Here is a 19,636-nt window from a genome sequence, read left to right as displayed (position 1 = left end):
GTGGGTCCGTCCGCCTCGGGGCCGAGGCGGGCGGGGCTAGTCGGTGAGTTCGAAGCGCGCGGTACGGCTCATCGCGTCGAGGGACGAGCCGCCGACCATGACGGTGAACCACCCGGGCTCGACCGTCCAGGCCGGGACGTCCATTCCCCAGAACAGGAGGTCGTCCGGCGCGAGCGTGAACGTGACCGTCCGCGTCTCCCCCGGCGCCAGCTCGACCCGCTCGAAGCCCTTGAGCTCCTGGACCGGCGGCGTCGTGCTCCGCTCCTCGTCGTGGACGTAGAGCTGGACGACCTCGACCCCGGCCCGGTCGCCCGTGTTCGTCACGTCGACCGAGACCTCGACCGAGCCGTCGATGCCGATCTCCGTCGCGCTCAGCGTCGGCTCGGCGTAGGCGAACGTCGTGTAGCTCAGGCCGTGGCCGAACGGGTAGAGCGGCTCGACCGGGACGTCGAGGTAGCGCGAAACGTACTTGTCGGAGGCGTACGGCACGTCGTGCGGCCGGCCGGTCCGCTTTCGGTTGTAGTAGATCGGCTCCTGCCCGGTCGCGGCCGGGAACGTGACCGGCAGCTTGCCGCCCGGGTTGTGATAGCCGAGGAGCACGTCGGCGACGGCCGGGCCCATCTCGGTCCCGAGATGCCACACTTCCAGGATCGACGGGGCGATCGCGTCGAGGTCGGCGAGAGCGAGGGGACGGCCGTTCGTGAGGACGACCGCGACGGGCGTGTCGCCGGCGGCCTCGATCACGCGCCGCGCCAGCTCCAGCTGCGCGCCCGGCAGCTCCGTGCTGGCCCGGCTGGCGGCCTCGCCCGTCAGCTCGCGGTGCTCGCCGAGGACGAGGACGACCGCGTCCGCCTCGGCCGCGAGGCGGACCGCCTCGGCGTGGCCGGACGTGTCCATCGACAGCGCGAGGTCGACCATCTCGAGGAAGGTGCCGCGGACGACGGGGTAGCCGGGGGCGTAGCGGACGTCGGTGTTGGGGAGCGCCGCGCGGAGGGCCGGGAGGATCGGCGTCGTCTCGGTCCAGCGGCCGGCGCCGGCCCACGAGCCCATCGCCGAGGTCGAGTCGGCCGCGAGCGCGCCGATGACGGCGAGCGTGGGGAGGTCGCGGCGGAGGGGCAGCACGTCGCCGTCGTTTTTCAGGAGGACGACCGACTGGCGGGCCACGTCGCGGGCCGCGGCGCGGTGGGCGTCGGCGAGGAGCGTTCGGGCCTCGCGCTCGGCGTCGGAGTAGCGGTACGGGTCCTCGAACAGCCCCGCCCGGCGCTTGACGCGCAGCACGCGGCGGACGGCCTCGTCGACGACCGCCATCGGCAGGTCGCCGCTCTCGACGAGCGCCGGGAGGTTCCGGGCGTAGATCCCGTCGACCATGCTCATGTCGACGCCGGCCGAGAGCGCGCGACGGCCGGCCTCGGCGCTGTCGGCCGCGATCCCGTGCCACATCAGCTCGCGGACGGCCGTGTAGTCGGCGATGACGAACCCGTCGAAGCCCCACTCGTCGCGGAGGATGTCGCCGTAGAGGTGCTCGCTGGCCGTCGCCGGGACGCCGCCGATCTCGTTGAACGCCGACATCAGCGTCTGCGCGCCGGCCTCGACGGCGGCGTAGAACGGCGGGAGGACGACCTCGCGGAGCGTCCGCTCTGAGAAGTCCGTCGTGTTGTAGTCCCGGCCGCCCTCGGCGAAGCCGTAACCCGCGAAGTGCTTGGCCGTGGCGACGACCGTCGAGTCCGACGCGAGGCCGGGGAGGGTGTGGCCCTGGAAGCCGCGGACGCGCGCCTCGGCGAAGCGGCTCCCCAAGAACGGGTCTTCGCCCGCGCCTTCGACGATCCGCCCCCACCGCCCGTCGCGGGCGATGTCGACCATCGGCGCGAACGTCCAGTTGATGCCCGACGCCGCGGCCTCGCGCGCGGCGATCCGCGCGGCCATTTCGGCGGCGTCGAGGTTCCACGAGGCCGTCTCGGCGAGCGGGACCGGGAAGACCGTCCGGAAGCCGTGGACCACGTCGTAGCCGATCAGGAGCGGGATGCCGAGGCGGCTCTCTTCGACGGCCACCTCCTGCGCGCGGCGCGTGTAGTCGGCCCCGTAGACGTTGAGGAACGAGCCGACGCGGCCGGCGCGGATCTCGTCCTCGCCCGTCTCGGGCACGGCCGGGCCCGTCACGGCCCACTGGCCGGTGTACTGCGTGAGCTGGCCGAGCTTTTCGTCGAGCGTCATCCGCGAGAGGAGGTCCTCGACTAAGGCGGCCTCGGCGTCGAGGTCGTAGCCGGCGTAGAACGCCGCCCGCTGCGGGCTGGCGCCCGGCTGCGCGCTGGCGGCGACCGCCAGCAGGAGGGCGAAGAGCGGGAGGGGTCGGTTCACGGGTCTCATCGGGTGACGACGACGGTGCGGGTGCGGACGAGGCCGGCGGCCTCCAGACGGACGACGTAGACGCCGGACGCGACGGCCGAGGCGTCCCACGACAGCGCGTGCGCCCCGGCCGCGAGCGGCCCGTCGGCGACGACGGCGACGCGGCGGCCGAGCGCGTCGTGGACGGTCAGGCGGGCCGGGCCGGCCTCGGCGAGCGACACGCCGAGGCGGACGGAGCCGGCGGTCGGGTTCGGGGCGGGGCGATTGAGGGTGGCCGCCTCGGTGCCCGGCTCGGGCTCCTCGGCCACGGCCGGCACGTCGAACCCGGCCCGCTCCAGCCCGGCGCGGACGTCCGGGTGGGTCATGAACGACTCCCAGATGGCGCCCGTCCGCTCGTTCTCGATCATGAGCACGATCGGGCCCTGGTCGATGCCGAGGTAGTCGCTCGCGAACCACCCTTCCTCGACGTTGTAGGCGTCCTTGAGGCCGTAGTCGCCCCAGAGGCCGTTGGTGTAGCGGGCGTAGAACGTGCGGAGCGCCTCGCGCGAGAGGTCGGGCGTGAAGGCGTAGGAGCCGCCCGCGGCCGTCGGCGTGATGGTCCCGTTGTCGCTCTGGGCCGGCGGCGCGCCGTGGGCCCGGTAGCCGAACGGGTCGTCGGAGGCCGTCAGCCCCCACTCCTCGGCGGAGTAGTTGGGGAAGTTGCCGGGGTTGGCGATGGCGTAGGCCCGGGACGCCAGCGTCGCGCGGCGGGAGTTCTCGAAGTAGGTGATCCCGCGGCCCCGCATGTAGTCGTCCTGCATGTGTCGGAAGTCGATCCAGACGTGGCTGTACTGGTGACCGAAGAGAGGCGGGAAGGTGAGGAACTCGTAGCCGTAGTGGGTCTGCCACTGACCCGCGTAGCCGGCGGTCCACGCGTCCCAGGCGTCGTCGGGGAGCGGGTGCGTCGGCGAGCCGAGGCCGAGGACGTAGAGGATCATGGCCTCGTTGTACCCAGTCCAGTCACAGAGCCCGCCGTTGCAGATGGCGAACCCTTCCTCGGGCTTCCAGCCGAGCGCCACGAGCGGCGGCCGGTTGGCGGCCCAGTCCCACTCGACGCGCCGCCAGATCTGGTCGGCGCGGGCGCGGATGTCGGCCTCGGCGCCGTCGCCGTCGTAGTACTGCGCCGCGTGGAGGACGCCGCCGAGGAGGAGCGCCGTGTCGATGGTCGAGAGCTCCGTCGTGCCGCGGCGGAGCCCCGTCTGCATGTCGAGGAAGTGGTAGAAGAACCCGCGGTAGCCGCAGACACCTGTGCTCTGGTCGCCCTGCGAGCACGTCGCGAAAAAGTCGAGCGTGTTCAGCGTCCGCTCGACGCCCTCCTCGCGCGTGATCCAGCCGCGGTCGATCGCGACCGTGATGGCCGAAAGCCCGAACCCGACGGCCGCGATCGACGAGGCCGAGCCCTCGGTGCTCCGGTCCTTGACGAGCCCGTTCGCCGGGTTCGCCTCTTCCCAGAAGAAGTCGAACGCGCGCCGCGCCGTGTCCTCGATGTAGACGTCGGGCGCGCCCGCCTCGGCCGCGGCCTCGACCGGGCCGGAGTCCGGCCCCTGGATCCGCGAGCCGATGCCACCGGAGGCCGTCGATCGCAAGACGTAGCGGACGGCCTCGCCGTTGTCGACGCCGAGGTCGAACCAGTGGTCGAAGCGGACGGGCGTCGGCGTGACGCGCTCGTAGGGGCCGCCGGCCGCCGGCTGGCGGAACACGACGACGCCGAGCGAGCCGTCCGCCGGCGTCCAGCTCAGGCGGACCGAGCGGTCGCCCGTTTCCGCCACGATCGCCGTCGGCGGGGCCGGGCCTTCGGGGTCGCCATCGTAGACGAGCGCCGAGATCGCGTCGATCCAGAGCGTCCGCTCGCTCGTCGTCGCCTCGGTGTTCTCGAACACGACGCCCGCGATCCGGGCCGCGTCGACGGCGCCGAGGGGCCCGAAGTCCTTGACGGCGACGGCCCGGCGCTGCCACGTCCCAGGATCGCCGTCGACGCCGCCGTTGAACACGCCGAGGCGGTACGCGTCGCCCGTGGCGGGCGGCGACGCCGGGTCGTTCTGCGCCTCGATGCGCCACGTCTGTCGGAGCGAGCCCGTCGCCGGGTCCTCCGTCAGCACCTCGACGTACTCGCCGTCGGTGCTGAGCGTCCCGTCCCCGTCGGTGTCCACGAACCGAAACGCGAGCTCCAGGCCCGCCTCCGTGGCGACGGTGAACCGGGCCGGGAGCGCCGGGAAGCCGATCGAGGCGGTCGAGGTCGCCACGACCTCGTCGGCGAACGTGAGGCGGATCGACTCGGGGTAGCCGGGCCGCGCGACCTCGGCCGGGAGCGACTCGACGTAGCTCACGGACACCATGAGGTCGGTCGCCGAGCCGTCGAGGAACCCGCTCTCGTTGGGGGCGAAGCCCACGCGCGTGCCGAAGTCGAGCGACACGCCGACCGTCCGGTCGCCGTCGGCGTCCTGGAGCGCGAGCCGCGGAAGCGCCACGCCCGGCACGCCGACCGGGCCGTTGAGGAAAACGACGACACTGTCCGCCTCGGTGAGGTCGAGGGCCGGGAAGCCGGGGGCGCCGACGAGGAGCGACCAGCCGCCGCCGTCGCCATGCGCGTAGGTGAGGACGCCGTAGTCCGCCCCGCTGACGGCGCCGCTCGAGGCGATCGGGAGCCGGCCGTCCGCGAGGTCGAGCGTCGCGTTGCCGACGGCGCCGCCGTCGGAAGCCGCGTACGCGCCGTCGCCCGGCGTGTCGTCCTCGTCGAAGACGGCCGTGGCCGTCTGGGCGTGGACGGCGCCGGCCGTCAGGAGGACGGCGAGCAGGGCGAGCAGACGGGACACGAGGGGTCGGGGAGGCGGGACAGGCGGGGGTGAGGGCGAAGCGAGCGGCGCCGTGGCCGTCGTCACTCCGCCGTCCTCTCTCCCCCTCCAGGGGGACGGAACGTGGGTCTAGAAGCCGAGGCCGAGCGTGAACCGCTGCGTCGCGCCGAGCCGGCTGCCGTGGTCGGCCCAGGCGTAATCGAAGGCGAAGTCGAAGCCGGAGACGCGGTATTTCAGGCCGCCGCCGACGCGGAGCCCGCCCTCGGCGTCCTCGAGGAAGAGGTCCTGGTAGCCGGCCCGGGCGAAGACGAGGTCGGCGTAGGACCACTCGCCGCCGACCGAGACGCTGTTGCTGTTGTCGCTCGGCTGGTAGGCGTCGGCGGCCAGGACGAGGCGGCTGTCGCCGAGCTGGACCGGGTAGCTCATCCCGACGCGGAAGAAGACGGGGAGCGCGAACTCCTCGGTCTCCAGCGCGGCCGGGAGGTTGTCGTTGTCGCCGAAGGTGTCGGGGTCCTGGTCGAACCGGATCCGGAGGTCGGTCCCGTCGAAGCTGGCCGGGACGCCGAAGTTGGTGATGCTCGCCCCGAGGGTGGCCCGGAACGGGAGCTCGTAGATCACGCCCGCGTCGAGGGCGATGGTCTGGGCCGAGCTCCGCCAGATCGTCTCGCGGACGTACTTCACGTTGACGCCCGCGCCGAACCGGTCGGTGAACTGGCGCCCGTAGCCGAGCCCGATGGCGAGGTCCTGGACCGAGTACAGCTCGCCGGTCCCGAGCGGCTGGTCCGGCGTGCGGACCTCGATGTCGCCCGAGGCCAGCGACGTGACCGCCAGCGAGAGCGTCGAGGCCGAGCCCATCTTGAGCGCGACCGCGGCGTGGTTGAAGTCGATGTCGGCCAGCCACGTGCTGTGCGAGAACCCGACGTTCGAGGCGGTCTGGAAGCCGAGCGCGCCCGGGTTGTAATACGTCGAGAGCGCGTCGGTCCGGGCCGTCGCGCCGACGTTGCCCTGGGCCGCGACGGAGGCGCTGGGCTCGATCAGCAAGAACTGGCCGAACGTGGTCCCGGTCTTGGTCTGGGCCGAGGCGGCGACCGAGGCGGCGAGGGCCGCCAGCAGGACGAGGGAGAACCGCCAGGTCGGCGGAGTCAGCGTGCGGGTCATGGCGGCGGCTACTTGATGATGGCAAACCGGCCGACGTGCTCGCCCACGTCCGGGGCGTCCACGTGGAAGATGTAGAGGCCCGGCGCGACGTCGAGGTTGTCCTTCGTGCGGAGGTTCCACGGGACCATCCCCGTCGTCATCCCGTCGTGCGCGAGCGTCTGGACGAGGTCGCCGGTGACGGTGTAGATCCGGACCGTCGCGCCGGCCGGGATCGCGCGGAACTCGATGCGGCGCTCGCCGCGGCCGGCCGTCGCGAACCGCTCGGGCTCGAACGAGGCCGCGGCGACGTACGGGTTCGGCACGACGTACGGCTCCTGCTCCTCGAACTGCTCCTGCGCCGCCGCGGCGTCGACGCGGGCCGGCGTCGTCGTGAACGTGAACGCGTCGTCGGGGCCGAACGGCGTGAGGACCACGAGGCGGAACGTGTCGCCGGCGCCTGGCGCGTCGCCGGCCTCGGTGACCTCGATGCGCCAGGTGGCCCGGAGCGCGCCCGAGGCGGGGTCGGGCGTGAGGAGGTCGATGAACTCGCCGGCCGCGTTGAGGGTGTTGTCGCCGCTGAGCTCGCGGTAGAAGAACTCGTACTCGAAGCCGGAGTCGGCCCCGGTCGGGCGGAAGTTGGCCGGGGTCGGCGGCTGCCCGATCGCGGCCCGCGACGTCGTGAGCGGCGTGTCGGCGAACTCGAGGACCACGTCCTCGGGGTACCCCTCGCGGATGAGGTTCGGCGAGAGCGGCCCGATGTACGACCCGGTCAGCGTCGTGCTCGTCGAGCCGGACGTGAACCCGCTGGCGTCGGGGTCGGGCGTGACGCCGGCCAGCGTGGTCACGACGGGCTGGACGCCGGCCGAGATCGGCCCGGTCTCGGCCCCCGCGAAGTCCGTCCCGCCCTCGACCAGGACCTCGCCCGAGTCGAGGTCGACGAGCGAGTACGTCCGCGCGGCGACGCTGTCGGCCGAGCCCTCGAACTCGACCCGGAAGCGGCCCTCCGGGACGACGTCCGAGTTCAGGACGTTCACGGTGACCGTGCCCGTGCCCTCGCCCGAGACGCGCTGCGGCTCCGACGCCGTCGCGCCGACGTAGCCGGGCACGCGGGCGTTCGGTCGGACCTGGACCACGTTTGGGGGCAGGATCGTCCCGCCGCGGAGCGTCCGCGAGACCGTGATCGAGTTCTCCGACGGGTAGAAGTTGAAGGCCTCCGAGCCCGAGTCGTAGGCCGTCACGGCGTAGTAGTACGTCTGTCCGTTGACGACGTCGGTGTCCGTGAACCGGTGCGTGATGCCGGTGTCGTCTCCGAGGTAGTACTGGATCCCGCTGACGGCGAGGTTCGAGTACCCGTTGACGTCGTTGTCGAGGTCGAACTGGGCGATGGGCCGGCCATTCCCGATGGGCCCGGTGCCGCGGCCGTCGAGGATGACCTGCGGGTCGAGAAAGTTGGGGTCGGTCGAGCGGTAGACCCGGTAGCCCTCGAAGTCGTTGAGGTTCGTGACCGGGTCGATGGAGCGCTCGGCGCGGGTGTCCCACACGAGCGTGACCTGGCCGTCCTCGGCGAACGCCTGGACCGTCGGGAGCGGCGGCGGCGTGGCGAACTGGTAGTTCGCGTCGTAGATCGACTGGACGACCTCGACGTTGTCCTGGAGGTCCGTCAGGTTCGAGCCGTAGGCGAGCGCGAGGCTGAACCGCTCCCGCCGCCCGACGTCGAGCGTGAACGGGCCCGAGGCGAAGAGGAACCCGATGTTGTAGTTGTTGACGATCGTCGGGTCGAAGCGGACGTTCGGGTTCTCGTCCGAGAACTGCTCGTAGAGCCGCTCGGGCCACCGGCTCTCGTTCTGGAAGAACACGATGCCGTCGACCTCGCCCGAGCCCCGGATCCGGTTGAGCTTGAACCCCGTGAGCCCGATCTGGTCCGACTCGGTGATGTCGGTCTGGTTGAAGTTGGGCTCGCCGGGCGTGGGGATCCCGTCGTTCTCGCCCGTGTCGGGCTCGCCGCTGCCGAACGTCCGGTCGTCGGCGTAGACGCCGTCGGCGCCGGTGTCGGAGAACTCGGCGGTCCAGTCGAGGTCCTCGTCGCCGGGGAACCAGATGCCGGCGACGTAGGCCGGCCGCTGCTCGAGCGGGCCGTACTCGATCTCGAACTGGGCGAGGTCGTAGCCCCGGGCCAGCATGGCCGCGCGGATGGCGTCCTGGCCCACGACCGGGTCGCCGGGCTCGTTGTCGCGGCGCTCGTCGGTGATCCCGTCGGCGTCGTTGTCGAGGCCGTCGGTCGCGTCGCCGGGCGTCTCGAGGTAGGCGTAGCCGAGGTAGCCGGTCTCCTCGCAGTTCGACCTCAGCGAGACGCCGTGGCCGCCCTCGTCCCAGGTGTAGACGAGGTCGAGGTCGCGCCCGTTGAGGTTCCGCACGAACCGGGCGTTGTCGTCGTCGGACTCGGCGACGCCGTCGCACGAGAGCCCCGAGCCGCCGACGCCCGAGTCCATGTAGAGCCCGAAGATGATGTCGTCGTAGCGCGTCGTCGACTCGTTGACGATGTCGTAGTGCCAGAAGATGACGTCCTGGGCCTGCGGGTTGGCCCACTGGAAGCCGCGGACCTCGACGCGGAGGCCGAGCCCGCGCCGCGTCCGGTCCCGGCTGTCGGGGAAGAAGGCGAACGCGTCGTAGTAGTTGTCGTCCATGACGAAGAACGACTCCTGGTCGGCGTTGGGCCGCTTGCCGAAGAACCCGTTCCAGGACCCGCACCAGCCCGGGTCGTCGGGGTCGTCCCGCTTGTCGTACCAGCACTCGGTCGGGTCCGTGGCCGGGTCGAACTCCTCGTTGAGGTTGGCCGCGCCGGGCCACGTCCGGAAGTCGTTCGAGATGGCGACGGCCGTGCCCTCGTTGATCTCGGGGTCGGTCTCGACGTAGCCCGGGCGCGGCTCGAACCGCATGATGCGGTTGGTGAGCGGGCTCCGGGCCTGGCGCTCGCGGAACCCCGTGAGCATGACGTAGGCCTGGGTCCCGTTCTCCTGGGTGACGCGGGCGAGGACGTACGGCGTGATGCCGTCGGAGTAGTTGAGCCCGATGCCGCGGGGGACCTCGACCGAGTGGAACACGCTGAGGTCGGCGTTCCCCTCGAAGTCGCCGACCATGCCGTAGTTGTAGAACAGGGTCCGGATCCGGTTGGCGTCGTGGAGCCCCTGGCGCTCGGCGTTGATCTGGCCGCGGAACTCGGGCGGCGTGGTGGGCAGGGGCGCCTGGGCGCCGGCGGCCGGCGCCAGCGCGGCCAGGAGCAGCGCGAGGGCAGCGGAGAGGCGGTGCGTCGAAGTCATTGCGGTGCGGAGGGCCGGATCGGCCCGCCTCGGGAGCGCCCGCGGGGGCGCCGAGGCGGGGCGGGCGTTAGCGTCGGACGGGCCGGGAGCCGCGCAGCGAGAGGCCGATCTCGATCCGCCGGGGGTCGGCGAACCGGGTCGGGTCGGGGTTGAGCTGCTGCTGCGGGTTGAGGGTGTAGTACGGGCTCCCCGTGTCGGCGAAGACGAACCCGTTCTGGTAGTAGCTGTCGAACAGGTTGAACACGCGGACGAACGCGGTCGCGCCGGCCCCGCCGACGTCGAGGACCTTCTCGGCCCGGAGGTCGACGACGACCGAGAGGTCCTTCCGGCCCGAGTTGGGCTCGAGGTTGGCCCCGAAGCCGGTCCCGATCGACGGCGTGTACGGCCGGCCCGTGCCCATCCGGAGGATGCCGGTCACGTTGTAGTTGCCGGGCTCCGAGACGATGGCCGTCGCGTTGAGCGTGTGGCGCTGGTCCCAGTCGAACGGGGCCACGCGCGGGAGCCCGTCGTCGCCGTTCTGGACGCGGTTGAACGTCTCGCGCGGGTCGGACGTGTTGCCCGAGGCGATCTGGAACGAGTAGTCGAGCGTGGTCGAGAGCGGCCCCAGCGCGCGCTGGTCGACGGCGATCGTGAACCCGCGGACGTTGCCGAAGTCGACGTTCGTCCACCGCGCGTACTGCGCGGCCGTGTAGGTCTGGATGAACTCGACGCCGAGGAGGTCCCGGATGTCCTTGTAGAACAGGCTCACGTCGAGGCCGAGGTCGCGCGTGACCTGGCTCTTGAACCCGAACTCGTACTGGGCCGTGAACTCGGGGTCGAGGTCGGGATTCCCGAGGATCCCCTGCTCGCCCTCGTTCCCCTGCTGGAGGTCCTGGAGGACCGAGTAGTCGGCGTTGTTGAAGAACGTTCCCAACCCGGGGAGCTGGTAGAAGTGGCCGTACGAGAAGAACAGGCTCGCCCGGTCAAGGAACGGGAACGACACGCCGAGGCGGGGCGCCACGGCGAACTTGACCGACGTGTCGACGGGCCGGGACTCGGGCGCGTCGGGGATCGCGTTGGCCGGGTTCCGGAGGTCGCTCGGGACGGTCGCGTTGGCGTCGAAGTACTCGAACCGGAGGCCGGCGCGGACCCGGAGGTCGCCCCACTCGATCCGGTCCTGCACGAACGCCGCGCCCTGGACCGGCTGGAAGTCGATGACCTGCGCGCCCAGCGTGTCGCGGAGCACGCCGAGCCGCTGGACCCCGTTGATCACGAGCGGCTGGACCGAGCCGGGCGTCCCGAACTCGACGTCCGAGCGCTGGATCTCGAACCCGGCCTTGAGCAGGTGGACGTTCGTGACCTGCGCCGTGACGGCGCTCTTGGCCACGTACGCGTTCGTCCGCTGGACGAACCGGCCGAGGTCGTAGCCCTGGATGATGGCCCCGTTCTCGTAGTTCTGCGAGCCGATGGGCCGGCCGCCCGCCAGGTACGGCGAGTCGTCGGGGAGGGGGACGCGCGTGCCCGTCTCGGGCAGCGTCCCGAGGCTCTCGAACGCGTAGTCGGAGTAGTCGAAGTAGTTCTGCCGGAGGCTCAGCTCGTAGAACACGTTGTTCGAGAGCGTGTGGAGCACGTCGAACCCGTGGACGAGCGAGACCTCGTGCTGCTTGCTCAGGCCGTCCGGATTGAACCGGTACCCATAGGAGGCCGCGTTCCCGGGCAGCGCGTCGCGGAAGGCGCCGATGGCCTGGTAGGCCAGCTGGACGTTCGAGATCGAGGTGTTCGTCAGCTTGCCGAGGTACGACCACCGCCGGCTGTACTCGAGCGGGACGACGGCCCCGTCGCCGGAGCCGTTGAACACGTTCCGCTCGAAGTCGCTCGAGTCAGTCGGCACGAACCGGCGCTCGCCCGCCAGGAGACCGTTGTTCACGAACCGCTGGCCGTTGAGGAGGAAGGTCGTGCTGGGCACGAGCGGGACCGGACCGCTGAGGCTGGCCTGGAAGTTCAGCCGGTTCGTCGGGTCGACGTCGCTGACGTAAGGCGCGTAGGCCACGGTCGCGACCGAGTCGATGCCGCCGATGAACGTCCGGACCTGCGTCGAGTCGTTGCCGGGGCTGACGTAGTCGCCGCTGAACACCTCGAACGAGGCCTCGTAGCGGTTCGCGTCGCCGCTCCGGAGCACGGCGTTGACGACGCCCGAGAGCGCCTGGCCGTACTCGGCGTCGAACGTCCCGGAGATCACCTGGACCTCCTGGAGCACCGACCGGTCGAGCGTGAGCGTCGACGAGTTGTCGTAGGGGTTGTTGACCGAGACGCCGTTGACCTGGTACTGGACCTCGCCGAGGCGGCCGCCTCGGAAGTGCCCGTCGACGACGCCGGCCTGGAGGTTCACGACGTCGTTGAGCTCCTGGACCGGGAGCGCGTCGATGTCGTCCCGGCCGATCGTCTGGACCGTGCTCGTCTGGGTCACGTCGACGATCGGCTGCTCGGCCGTCACGACGACCTCCTCGCCGGTCACGGTCTCGTCTTGAAGCGTGACGTCCAGCTCGCGCGTCTGGTTCGACGCGATCTGGACCCCCTCGACCACCTGGGTCTGGTACCCGATGCTGCTGACGCGGACGGAGATCGGGCCCGGGGGAATCCGGAGCACGTTGTAGACGCCGTCGATGTCGGTGGCCGCGCCGTAGGTGGTCCCGACGACGAGGACGGAGGCCCCGATGAGGGGCTGGCCGTTCGTGTCGGTCACGCGGCCGGAGAGCTTGCCGGTCTGGGCGCTCGCGGTCGCGGCCATCAGCACGAGGGCGGCGAACGCGAGCGCGACCAGACGGGCGGGGCGCAGGGAGAACCGAGTCAGCATGGGAGTCCGAAGGGCGAGGACCCGAGGACCCGAGGCGGGCCGGGCCGAGCGTCCGGCTCGGCCCGCCTCGGGCAAACGGAGGTGCGGGCCCGCCCGAAGGCCGGTCCGCACCTGGAGGGGCTAGCGAGCGATGAGCATCCGGCCCGTCGCCGTCGTGCCGTCCGCGAGGCTCACGCGGACGACGTAGGCGCCGGCGCTGAGCGCGCGGCCGTCGACCGTGGCCTCATGGACGCCCGCGGCGCGAGCGACGCCGTCCGTCCGCTGGACGCGGCGGCCGAGCACGTCGAACACCTCGACGGTGACCTCGGCGGCCCGGCTCAGCTCGTAGCGGAGCGTCGTCAGGCCCGTCGACGGGTTCGGATACGTGGCACCGATCTGGAGCACGTCGGCGCCCGGCGCGCCCTCGGCGGCCGTGTTGACGAGCGTCGCCGGGTCGAGGTAGCCGTAGATCGCCGCGCCGTTGCCGCGCTCACCGACGATCCACGTGCGCGTCCCGTAGCTCTGGGCGTCGTCCTCGAGGGAGTCGCCGTCGAAGTAGTTCAGCGCGATGTAGATCTGGGCGCCGTCGCTCTCGAGGTCGCCGTCGTAGCCGATCGCCGAGAGGTCGATCGAGACCTCCATCTGATAACCCGTGTCGATGTCGCTCGGGTCGGCGACCGTCGACGCCCCCTTGAACGAGACGCCGGTCTCGACCACGCCGTCCACGAGGAGTTCGTCGGGGGCGTTGGTGAACCGAACGGCGCCCGTCGAGTCGATCGAGAAGTCGAGGCGGAGGTGCTCGGCGGCGTACTGGAGGCCGGCGATCGTGCTGTCCCGCGACCGGATGATCAGGCGGAAGCCGTCCCGCGTGTTCTCGGACTCGCTCCCGTTGATGGCCTGGTCGTCGGTGTCGAGCCCGATGTAGAGCCGCGAGCCCTTGTAGAACATCGAGATGTTCCCGATGGTCGGGTCGAGGACCGGGTTCTCATCCGGGTGGAAGTAGAACGTGTTCGTCTGGGCCACGGGGCCCGGCAGGTTCGCGTCCAGGAAGTCGGCGTCGGCCTGGTACTGGAGGCGGAACTGCGGGTCGATGGCGTCCCAGGCGGGCTCATCGAGCATGCCGTCGACGGTCACCTCCGGGAGGTTCAGCCCGCTCGGGACGGTGAACTCGGGCTCGGTGTAGGCCGGGGCCGGGCCCGACGAGACGGTCACGCTCGGGTCGCCGGCCACGTAGGCCACGCCCTCGTTGTAGTTGTTGCCCCAGCGGCTCTGCCACCACGTCCGGGTCGCGACGTACTGCTCGGGGTCCTGCGGCCAGCCGTAGTCGGCGTCCTCGACGGCGAGGCTGATCGGGACGCGGGCCATCGGCTCGGAGAGGCTCCAGCCGAGGGAGTCGAGCGCGATCCGCATCTCCATCGTGTACCCGTTGTCGGGCGTGAACTCGGAGCCGCCGTTGAAGTCGTCGTTGGCGACGCCGTCGACGGTCGTGGCGTAATCCCACGCCTCCTCGTTCCGCTCCGCGTCCATCGGGTCACCGAACCCGACGCCGAAGAAGTTGGAGAACCCGCGGGGGTCGATCCCCGGGACCACCATGCCCGTGTCTGTCGTGTCCGCCGGGTGGAACCACGCGTAGAAGAACTCGGCGCGGACGGCGCCGAACCCGCTGTAGTCGTCGAGCTCCGAGAAGTCGTCCGGACGGTTGGCCTTGTTGGTCATGGCCATGATGATCCCGTCGAAGTTCCAGAGGCTCGTGGCCCCGCCGACGGACTCGTCCTGGGCCATCATCCCGATGTAGAGGTCGTTCCCCTTGCGGAGGAAGTACATCGTGGCGTCCGTCGGGTCCGCCGGGTCGGTGAGGCCGAACGGGTTCGTCTCGAAGAACTGGCCGCTGCCCGGGAACCCGAGCGGGTCGTTCCACCGGAACTGGAGCGTCTCGGCGGAGGCCCACTCGGGTTCGTTGAGCATGCCGTCGAGGGTGATCGAAGCGGACCCGATGTCGCGGGCCCAGACGACGTCCTGCCCGACCCGGTCGGGCTGGGCGAGCGCCGGCCCGGCCATCAGGAGGCCGAGCACGAGGAGAGTAGCAGTGCGTTGCATGGACGCTGGGGGTAATGAAGGAGGGGTCGGCCAGAGCGGCCGCGTCGGGGGGACGTTCGGGGTCAGCCGCCGGCGCCGCAGGACTCGCGGACGACCAGACGGGTGGGGAGCGTGGTGGACGTGGCGGCCGCGCCGTCGAGGCCGTCGAGCATCGCGTCGAGGACGGCCTCGACCGCCCGCGCGCCGAGCTCGTGGATCGGCACGTGGACCGACGTCAGGGCCGGCGTGACGTATTCGGCCACGGGGATGTCGTCGAAGCCGGCGAGGGCGACGTCGGTGGGGACGTCGAGGCCGGCCTCGCGGACGGCCCGGAGCGCGCCGATGGCCATCGAGTCGTTGGCCGCGAACACGGCCGTCGGGCGGTCGGAGAGGTCGAGGAGCGCGCGCGCGGCGGCGTGGCCCGACGACTCGGTAAAGTCGCCGTCGACCACGAGCGCGGGGTCGGCATCGAGGCCGGCCTCGGCGACGGCGCGGCGGTAGCCGGCGAGCCGGGCCTGGGCGTCGGCGTTGCCGGGGCCGCCGGCGACGTGGGCGATCCGGCGGTGCCCGAGGCCGGCGAGGTGGGCCACCATGGCCGCGGCCCCCGCCTCGTTGTCGATCGTCACGGCCGCGTGGCCGGGCACGGCGGCGCCGAGGAGCACGACCGGCAGGCCCTCCGGCAGGTTCGCCTCGATTACGTCGGCCGCGATGTCGGGCGACATCACCACGAGCCCGTCGACGCGGCCGACGAGCGTGCGGAGCGCGGCGACGAGCTCCTCGGGGCCGTCGTGGACCGACGACAGGAGCGTGTGGTACCGCCGCGCCCGGACGGCCCCCTCCACGCCCCGGATCACCTCCGAGTAGAACTCGCCGTAGAGGTTCGGGAGGAGCACGCCGACGGTCTCGGTGGTGTTGGTGGTCAGGCTCCGGGCCGTCCCGTTGGGGACGTAGCGGAGCGCGCCGGCCGTCCGCATGATCCGCTGCCGGGTCTCCTCCCCGACCGGCCCGCTCTCGTTGAACACGCGGGACACCGTGGCGACCGAGACCCCGGCCTGCCGAGCAACGTCGCGCATGGTGACGGCCATTGGAAGCGCTACCGAGACGAGAGGAAAAAGAAGGGCCGGCCGGCCCAGAGAGGCTGCAACCGCAGGTGTAACCGGTTACAGTCCCATTCTAAGCCCTTCCGGCCGGGCTGTCAAGGGCGGACGCCGTCCCGCCCTCCGATTCCCGCCCTCGACGGGCGCGGATCGCCGCGGGGCCTCGTGGGTTCGGGCCCCTCCCCCACGCCCCCGCCCAATGCCCGCCGCCTCCGACTCGACCGACGTCGCCGTGATCGGCGCGGGCGCGGCCGGCCTGCTGGCGGCCACGTTCGCGGCCCGCGCCGGGGCCCGCCTGCTCCTCCTCGAGAAGACCAGACAGGGCGGCAAGAAGATCGTCGTCTCGGGCGGCGGCCGGTGCAACGTGCTCCCGTCGGTCGTCGATGAGCGGGTGTTCGTCACCGACTCGTCGCGCCGGCTCATGGGGCGGATCCTGGCGTCGTGGCCGCTCGCCGAGCAGCGGTCCTTTTTCGAGGACGACCTCGGCATCCCTCTCGCCCTCGAGCCCGAGACGGGCAAGCTGTTCCCAGTCTCCAACCGCGCCACCGACGTCCGCGACGGGCTCGTCGAGGCAGTCCGCGAGGCCGGCGCCGAAACCCGGTTTGACGCGGACGTGGCGGCGGTCGAGTCCGACGGCGACGGATGGCGCGTCGACGTCCGCGGCGGCGAGTCGGTCCGGGCGCGGGCAGTCGTCGTGGCGACCGGCGGCCTGTCGGTCCCGAAGACCGGCAGCGACGGGTTCGGGCTCCGGCTGGCGGCACGGCAGGGCCACCGCGTCGAGCCCACGTACCCCGCCCTCGCTCCGCTCCTCGCCGACCCGGCCCCGCACGCCGACCTCGCGGGCGTCTCGCTCCCCGACGCCCACGTCCGCGTGCCGCTGGGGAAGGGCGCGTTCGAGACGTCGGGCGGGTTCCTCTTCACGCACCGCGGCTACAGCGGGCCGGCCGTCCTCAACGTGTCGCACCTGACGGCGCTCGGACGGGCGCGCGGCGAGGCGCCCGAGGTCCGCGTCGCCTGGACGCCCGACGACGCCGAGACGTGGGAGGCCGCGCTCACCGCGCCCGGCCCGGGCCTCGTGATCACCGCCCTCCGCCAGACGCTCCCCACGCGCCTCGCCGACCGCCTCCTCGCCGACGCCGACGTCCCCGCCGACCGGAACCGCGCCGACCTCCGCCGCGATGAGCGCCTCCGCCTCCTCGACGCGCTGACCTCCTATCCGCTGCCGTGGACCGGCGACGAGGGCTACAAGAAGGCCGAGGTCACGGGCGGCGGCGTCGCCCTCGGCGAGGTCGACCCGCGGACGCTGGAGAGCCGGCACCACGCGGGCCTCCACTTCGCGGGCGAGGTGCTCGACGCGTTCGGCCCAATCGGGGGCTACAACTTCTTCTGGGCCTGGGCGACGGGCCGCCTCGCCGGCCTCGCCGCCGCCGCGGGAGCGGCCGAGCGGTCCGCCGAGGCGGGGTAGGGTAGACTACGGGGCGGGCGTCGCGACCGTCTCGCGGACCGCCGCGCTGTCGATCGTCACCGGCCCGGGCAGGTCGGTCGAGACCTCAGCCGAGTTCCCCGGGCCGAGGCCGAACGTCGAGACGGACGCGTCGGCGACCGACTCGCCGCCGCTGAACAGGTCGAACCGGGCGACGGCGCGGTCCAGCATCACGCCCGACCGGTTGGTCAGCGTCGCCGAGAGCGTGCCGTCGCCCAGCGAGATGCCCGAGACCTCGACCTGCGCGTTGAGCGCCTCCATCTCGGCGACGGGGTCCGCGGCGGCCTGCTGCTCCTCGGCTTCGCCCTCGTCCCCACGGCCGAACGCCCACAGCGCGAGGGCGACGAGGGCCGCGACGGCGACGATCAGGGCGACGAGGCGGGCGGGGCGGGGCATGGCAGAGTCCGGGAGTCGGGGACACAGAAACGCCCCGCTGGCGGCGGGCGCCAGCGGGGCGGGACGTCGTGCGGAGAGGGGGGGATTCGAACCCCCGGTACCCCGTTAAGGGCACGCCGCTTTAGCAAAGCGGTGGTTTCAGCCACTCACCCACCTCTCCGTGGGTCCTGCGGGCGGACCGGGCGGCAAATCTAGACCCGCCACTCGCGGGCGGCAACCGCCCGACGCCGAACCTCCGGTGAACGCCGTGCGCTCATCCGTCGCCTCCGGCCCCGGCCTCCCGCAGGTGGAGGAGCGGGAACGGGCGCCCCCTGCTGTCGGTGTCCGACCGCCCCACCACCTCGAACCCGAGGGCCTCGTAGAAGGCGAGCGCCTTCGGGTTCTGCTCGTTGACGTCGACCGTAAGCGGCCCCTTGAGCGCTCGCGCGTGCTCCACGAGCCGCCGGCCGCCACCCCGGCCGACGTGCTCCGGGTGGAGGAACAGCGCCTCCAGCGCGGCGCCATCGAGGCCGGCGAACCCGATCGGGACGCCCCCATCGACCAGGACCCACACCTCGAGTGCGGGCAGCGCCTCGTCGCGAACGACGGGCAAGAGCGCCTGTACGTCGGCCTCCGTAAGGAACGTGTGGGTGGCGCGGACGGACGCCAGCCACATGTCGAGCAGGTGATCAGCGTCGTCGGGCCGGGCGGGGCGGATCGTCATGGCGGCGGGGACGAGGAGGCGCGAAGGTATCAGCACTCATCCGATTCCCCAGCGCGGCCAATCCGTCCGACTCTTCCGGCCGGCGCGTGCCCCACACGCAAGGGGGTAGGTTGGCCCAGCCCCCTCTCTCCGCCGATGCGCACCGCCCTCCTCGCCGTCCTCCTCGTTCCGGCCGCCCTTGCCCAGCCCACCACCAGCGCGTGGCCCGAGATCCGCGCCGAACGGATCGCCCGGCTCCTCCCCGAGGCCATGGACCGCGCCGAGGTCGACGCCTGGCTCATCCTGTGCCGCGAGAACGACAACGACCCGATGGCCCGGCACGTCGGGTGTGAGAACGCGGGCGGTGAGGCGGCCTTCCTCTTCTTCCGGACGGACGACGGCCTCTCCCCCATCGCCGTGTCGCCGGCCGGCGAGGCCACGGCCCTCGGCGAGCTCGGCGTCCACGACCGCGTGATTGAGATCGAGCGCGGGGCCGGCGTCTGGCCGTCGGTCGTCGCCCTCTTCGACGAGCACGCGCCCGAGGCGGTCGCCATCAACCGGGGCTCGACGCCGATCGCCGACGGACTCTCCTCCACCCAGTACGAGCGGATGCAGGCCGGCCTCGGCGACTGGATGGACCGGACCGTCTCGGCCGAACGGCTCATCTCGGAGTGGCTCGCCGTCAAGACGCCCGCCGAGGTCGAGATCATGCGCGAGGCGGCGGCCCTCACGGCGCGCTGGCAGGAGGAGGCCTACGCCGCGGCCGTCCCCGGCGTCACGACCGACCGCGACATCGCCGACTTCCTGGAGGCCCGGATGGCCGAGGCCGGCGTCGGCGACGGGTGGGCGCCGGACCAGAACCCGGCCGTCAACTCCGGCCGCGACCGGGGCCACTCGCATCCGACGGACCGCGTGATCCAGCCGGGCGACTTCATTCAGACCGACTTCGGCATCCGCGTCGGCGACATGTGGGTGACGGACATCCAGCGGTTCGCCTACGTGCTGGCGCCGGGCGAGACCGAGCCGCCGGCCGAGGCGCTGGCGCGCTGGGAGGCCGCCAAGCGCGGGAGCCGCGCCGCGTTCGAAGCCATGCGCCCCGGCGCGCGCGGCGTCGATGTGGACCTCGCGCAGCGGGCCGTGATGCGAGAGGACGGCTCGCTCCCGGTCATGTGGAGCACCGGCCACCCCGTCGGCTACTGGGCGCACGACTCGGGCCCGAGCCTCGGCGGTGGCCAGGAAGGCCGGACGCCGTCGGGCCGTCAGCTCGACGTCCTCCGCCCCGGCATGACCTTCGCCTTCGACGGCTTCCACGCGTGGCCGCTGGAGGGCGACGACACGAAGACGATCTCGGTCGAGGAGATGGTCGTCATCACCGACGACGGCGCCGAGTGGCTCGTCCCACCGCAGGAGGATCTGATCCTGATCCCCTCCCGCTGAGCCGGCACCGCCCGCCTCGGCGTCG

The 19,636-nt window shown here is 72.1% G+C and carries 11 protein-coding genes and 1 tRNA gene; 2 read left to right on the top strand and 10 right to left on the bottom strand.

Going from position 1 to position 19,636, the window contains the following annotated elements; translation table 11 throughout:
* Nucleotides 1-36: 36 nt before the first annotated feature.
* The 7 genes from bglX to BSZ37_RS08150 all read right to left on the bottom strand — a co-directional run bounded on the left by bglX (nt 37) and on the right by BSZ37_RS08150 (nt 15,589).
* A complete protein-coding gene (gene bglX / locus BSZ37_RS08180) occupies nt 37-2,355 on the bottom strand; it encodes a beta-glucosidase BglX (protein ID WP_218830441.1) in 2,319 nt (772 codons plus the stop codon).
* Nucleotides 2,356-2,360: 5 nt separating this feature from the next.
* Nucleotides 2,361-5,195 (bottom strand): glucoamylase family protein, encoded by a 2,835-nt coding sequence (locus BSZ37_RS08175; RefSeq protein ID WP_179299528.1) that lies wholly within the window; start codon nt 5,193-5,195, stop codon nt 2,361-2,363.
* Nucleotides 5,196-5,303: 108 nt separating this feature from the next.
* On the bottom strand, nt 5,304-6,332 hold the full coding sequence (locus tag BSZ37_RS08170) for a PorV/PorQ family protein (RefSeq protein WP_095510082.1): 1,029 nt from the start codon (nt 6,330-6,332) through the stop codon (nt 5,304-5,306).
* Between the two features lie 8 nt (nt 6,333-6,340).
* Nucleotides 6,341-9,628 carry a fibronectin type III domain-containing protein gene (locus BSZ37_RS08165; RefSeq protein WP_095510081.1) on the bottom strand — a complete coding sequence of 1,096 codons (3,288 nt, stop codon included), beginning with the start codon at nt 9,626-9,628 and terminating at the stop codon, nt 6,341-6,343.
* A 67-nt stretch (nt 9,629-9,695) separates the two neighbouring features.
* Nucleotides 9,696-12,461 carry a TonB-dependent receptor gene (locus tag BSZ37_RS08160; protein ID WP_095510080.1) on the bottom strand — a complete coding sequence of 922 codons (2,766 nt, stop codon included), beginning with the start codon at nt 12,459-12,461 and terminating at the stop codon, nt 9,696-9,698.
* 120 nt (nt 12,462-12,581) lie between these two features.
* Nucleotides 12,582-14,537 (bottom strand): T9SS type A sorting domain-containing protein, encoded by a 1,956-nt coding sequence (locus BSZ37_RS08155; RefSeq protein WP_095510079.1) that lies wholly within the window; start codon nt 14,535-14,537, stop codon nt 12,582-12,584.
* A 62-nt stretch (nt 14,538-14,599) separates the two neighbouring features.
* Nucleotides 14,600-15,589: a LacI family DNA-binding transcriptional regulator gene (locus tag BSZ37_RS08150; protein ID WP_218830440.1), complete on the bottom strand. Its 990-nt coding sequence runs from the start codon at nt 15,587-15,589 to the stop codon at nt 14,600-14,602.
* A gap of 223 nt (nt 15,590-15,812) precedes the next feature.
* On the opposite strand from BSZ37_RS08150, the gene BSZ37_RS08145 reads away from it, so the two are divergent.
* Nucleotides 15,813-17,078 carry a BaiN/RdsA family NAD(P)/FAD-dependent oxidoreductase gene (locus BSZ37_RS08145; RefSeq protein WP_095510077.1) on the top strand — a complete coding sequence of 422 codons (1,266 nt, stop codon included), beginning with the start codon at nt 15,813-15,815 and terminating at the stop codon, nt 17,076-17,078.
* 6 nt (nt 17,079-17,084) lie between these two features.
* On the opposite strand, the gene BSZ37_RS08140 is transcribed toward BSZ37_RS08145, so the two are convergent.
* The 3 genes from BSZ37_RS08140 to BSZ37_RS08130 all read right to left on the bottom strand — a co-directional run bounded on the left by BSZ37_RS08140 (nt 17,085) and on the right by BSZ37_RS08130 (nt 18,195).
* On the bottom strand, nt 17,085-17,492 hold the full coding sequence (locus BSZ37_RS08140) for an FxLYD domain-containing protein (RefSeq protein WP_095510076.1): 408 nt from the start codon (nt 17,490-17,492) through the stop codon (nt 17,085-17,087).
* Nucleotides 17,493-17,563: 71 nt separating this feature from the next.
* A tRNA-Ser gene (locus BSZ37_RS08135) sits at nt 17,564-17,652 on the bottom strand.
* Nucleotides 17,653-17,745: 93 nt separating this feature from the next.
* Nucleotides 17,746-18,195, bottom strand: a complete 450-nt coding sequence (locus tag BSZ37_RS08130) for an acetyltransferase (protein WP_095510075.1) — start codon at nt 18,193-18,195, stop codon at nt 17,746-17,748.
* Nucleotides 18,196-18,330: 135 nt separating this feature from the next.
* Here BSZ37_RS08130 and BSZ37_RS08125 point away from each other — a divergent pair, with 135 nt between their 5' ends.
* Entirely contained in the window at nt 18,331-19,611 is a 1,281-nt protein-coding gene (locus BSZ37_RS08125) for a M24 family metallopeptidase (protein ID WP_218830439.1), read from the top strand.
* Nucleotides 19,612-19,636: the final 25 nt, after the last annotated feature.

This window comes from Rubrivirga marina, assembly GCF_002283365.1.
In the GTDB taxonomy this organism is placed as follows: domain Bacteria; phylum Bacteroidota; class Rhodothermia; order Rhodothermales; family Rubricoccaceae; genus Rubrivirga; species Rubrivirga marina.
Note: the sequence above shows the minus strand (reverse complement) of the source record. Positions and strands in the feature narration are given on the sequence as shown.

What these genes read in the sequence shown, in the direction of transcription:
- BSZ37_RS08170 (WP_095510082.1), bottom strand. Translation starts at nt 6,332, where the DNA reads ATGACCCGCACGCTGACTCCGCCGACCTGGCGGTTCTCCCTCGTCCTG.
- BSZ37_RS08165 (WP_095510081.1), bottom strand. Translation starts at nt 9,628, where the DNA reads ATGACTTCGACGCACCGCCTCTCCGCTGCCCTCGCGCTGCTCCTGGCC.
- BSZ37_RS08160 (WP_095510080.1), bottom strand. Translation starts at nt 12,461, where the DNA reads ATGCTGACTCGGTTCTCCCTGCGCCCCGCCCGTCTGGTCGCGCTCGCG.
- BSZ37_RS08155 (WP_095510079.1), bottom strand. Translation starts at nt 14,537, where the DNA reads ATGCAACGCACTGCTACTCTCCTCGTGCTCGGCCTCCTGATGGCCGGG.
- BSZ37_RS08150 (WP_218830440.1), bottom strand. Translation starts at nt 15,589, where the DNA reads ATGCGCGACGTTGCTCGGCAGGCCGGGGTCTCGGTCGCCACGGTGTCC.
- BSZ37_RS08145 (WP_095510077.1), top strand. Translation starts at nt 15,813, where the DNA reads ATGCCCGCCGCCTCCGACTCGACCGACGTCGCCGTGATCGGCGCGGGC.
- BSZ37_RS08140 (WP_095510076.1), bottom strand. Translation starts at nt 17,492, where the DNA reads ATGCCCCGCCCCGCCCGCCTCGTCGCCCTGATCGTCGCCGTCGCGGCC.
- BSZ37_RS08130 (WP_095510075.1), bottom strand. Translation starts at nt 18,195, where the DNA reads ATGACGATCCGCCCCGCCCGGCCCGACGACGCTGATCACCTGCTCGAC.
- BSZ37_RS08125 (WP_218830439.1), top strand. Translation starts at nt 18,331, where the DNA reads ATGCGCACCGCCCTCCTCGCCGTCCTCCTCGTTCCGGCCGCCCTTGCC.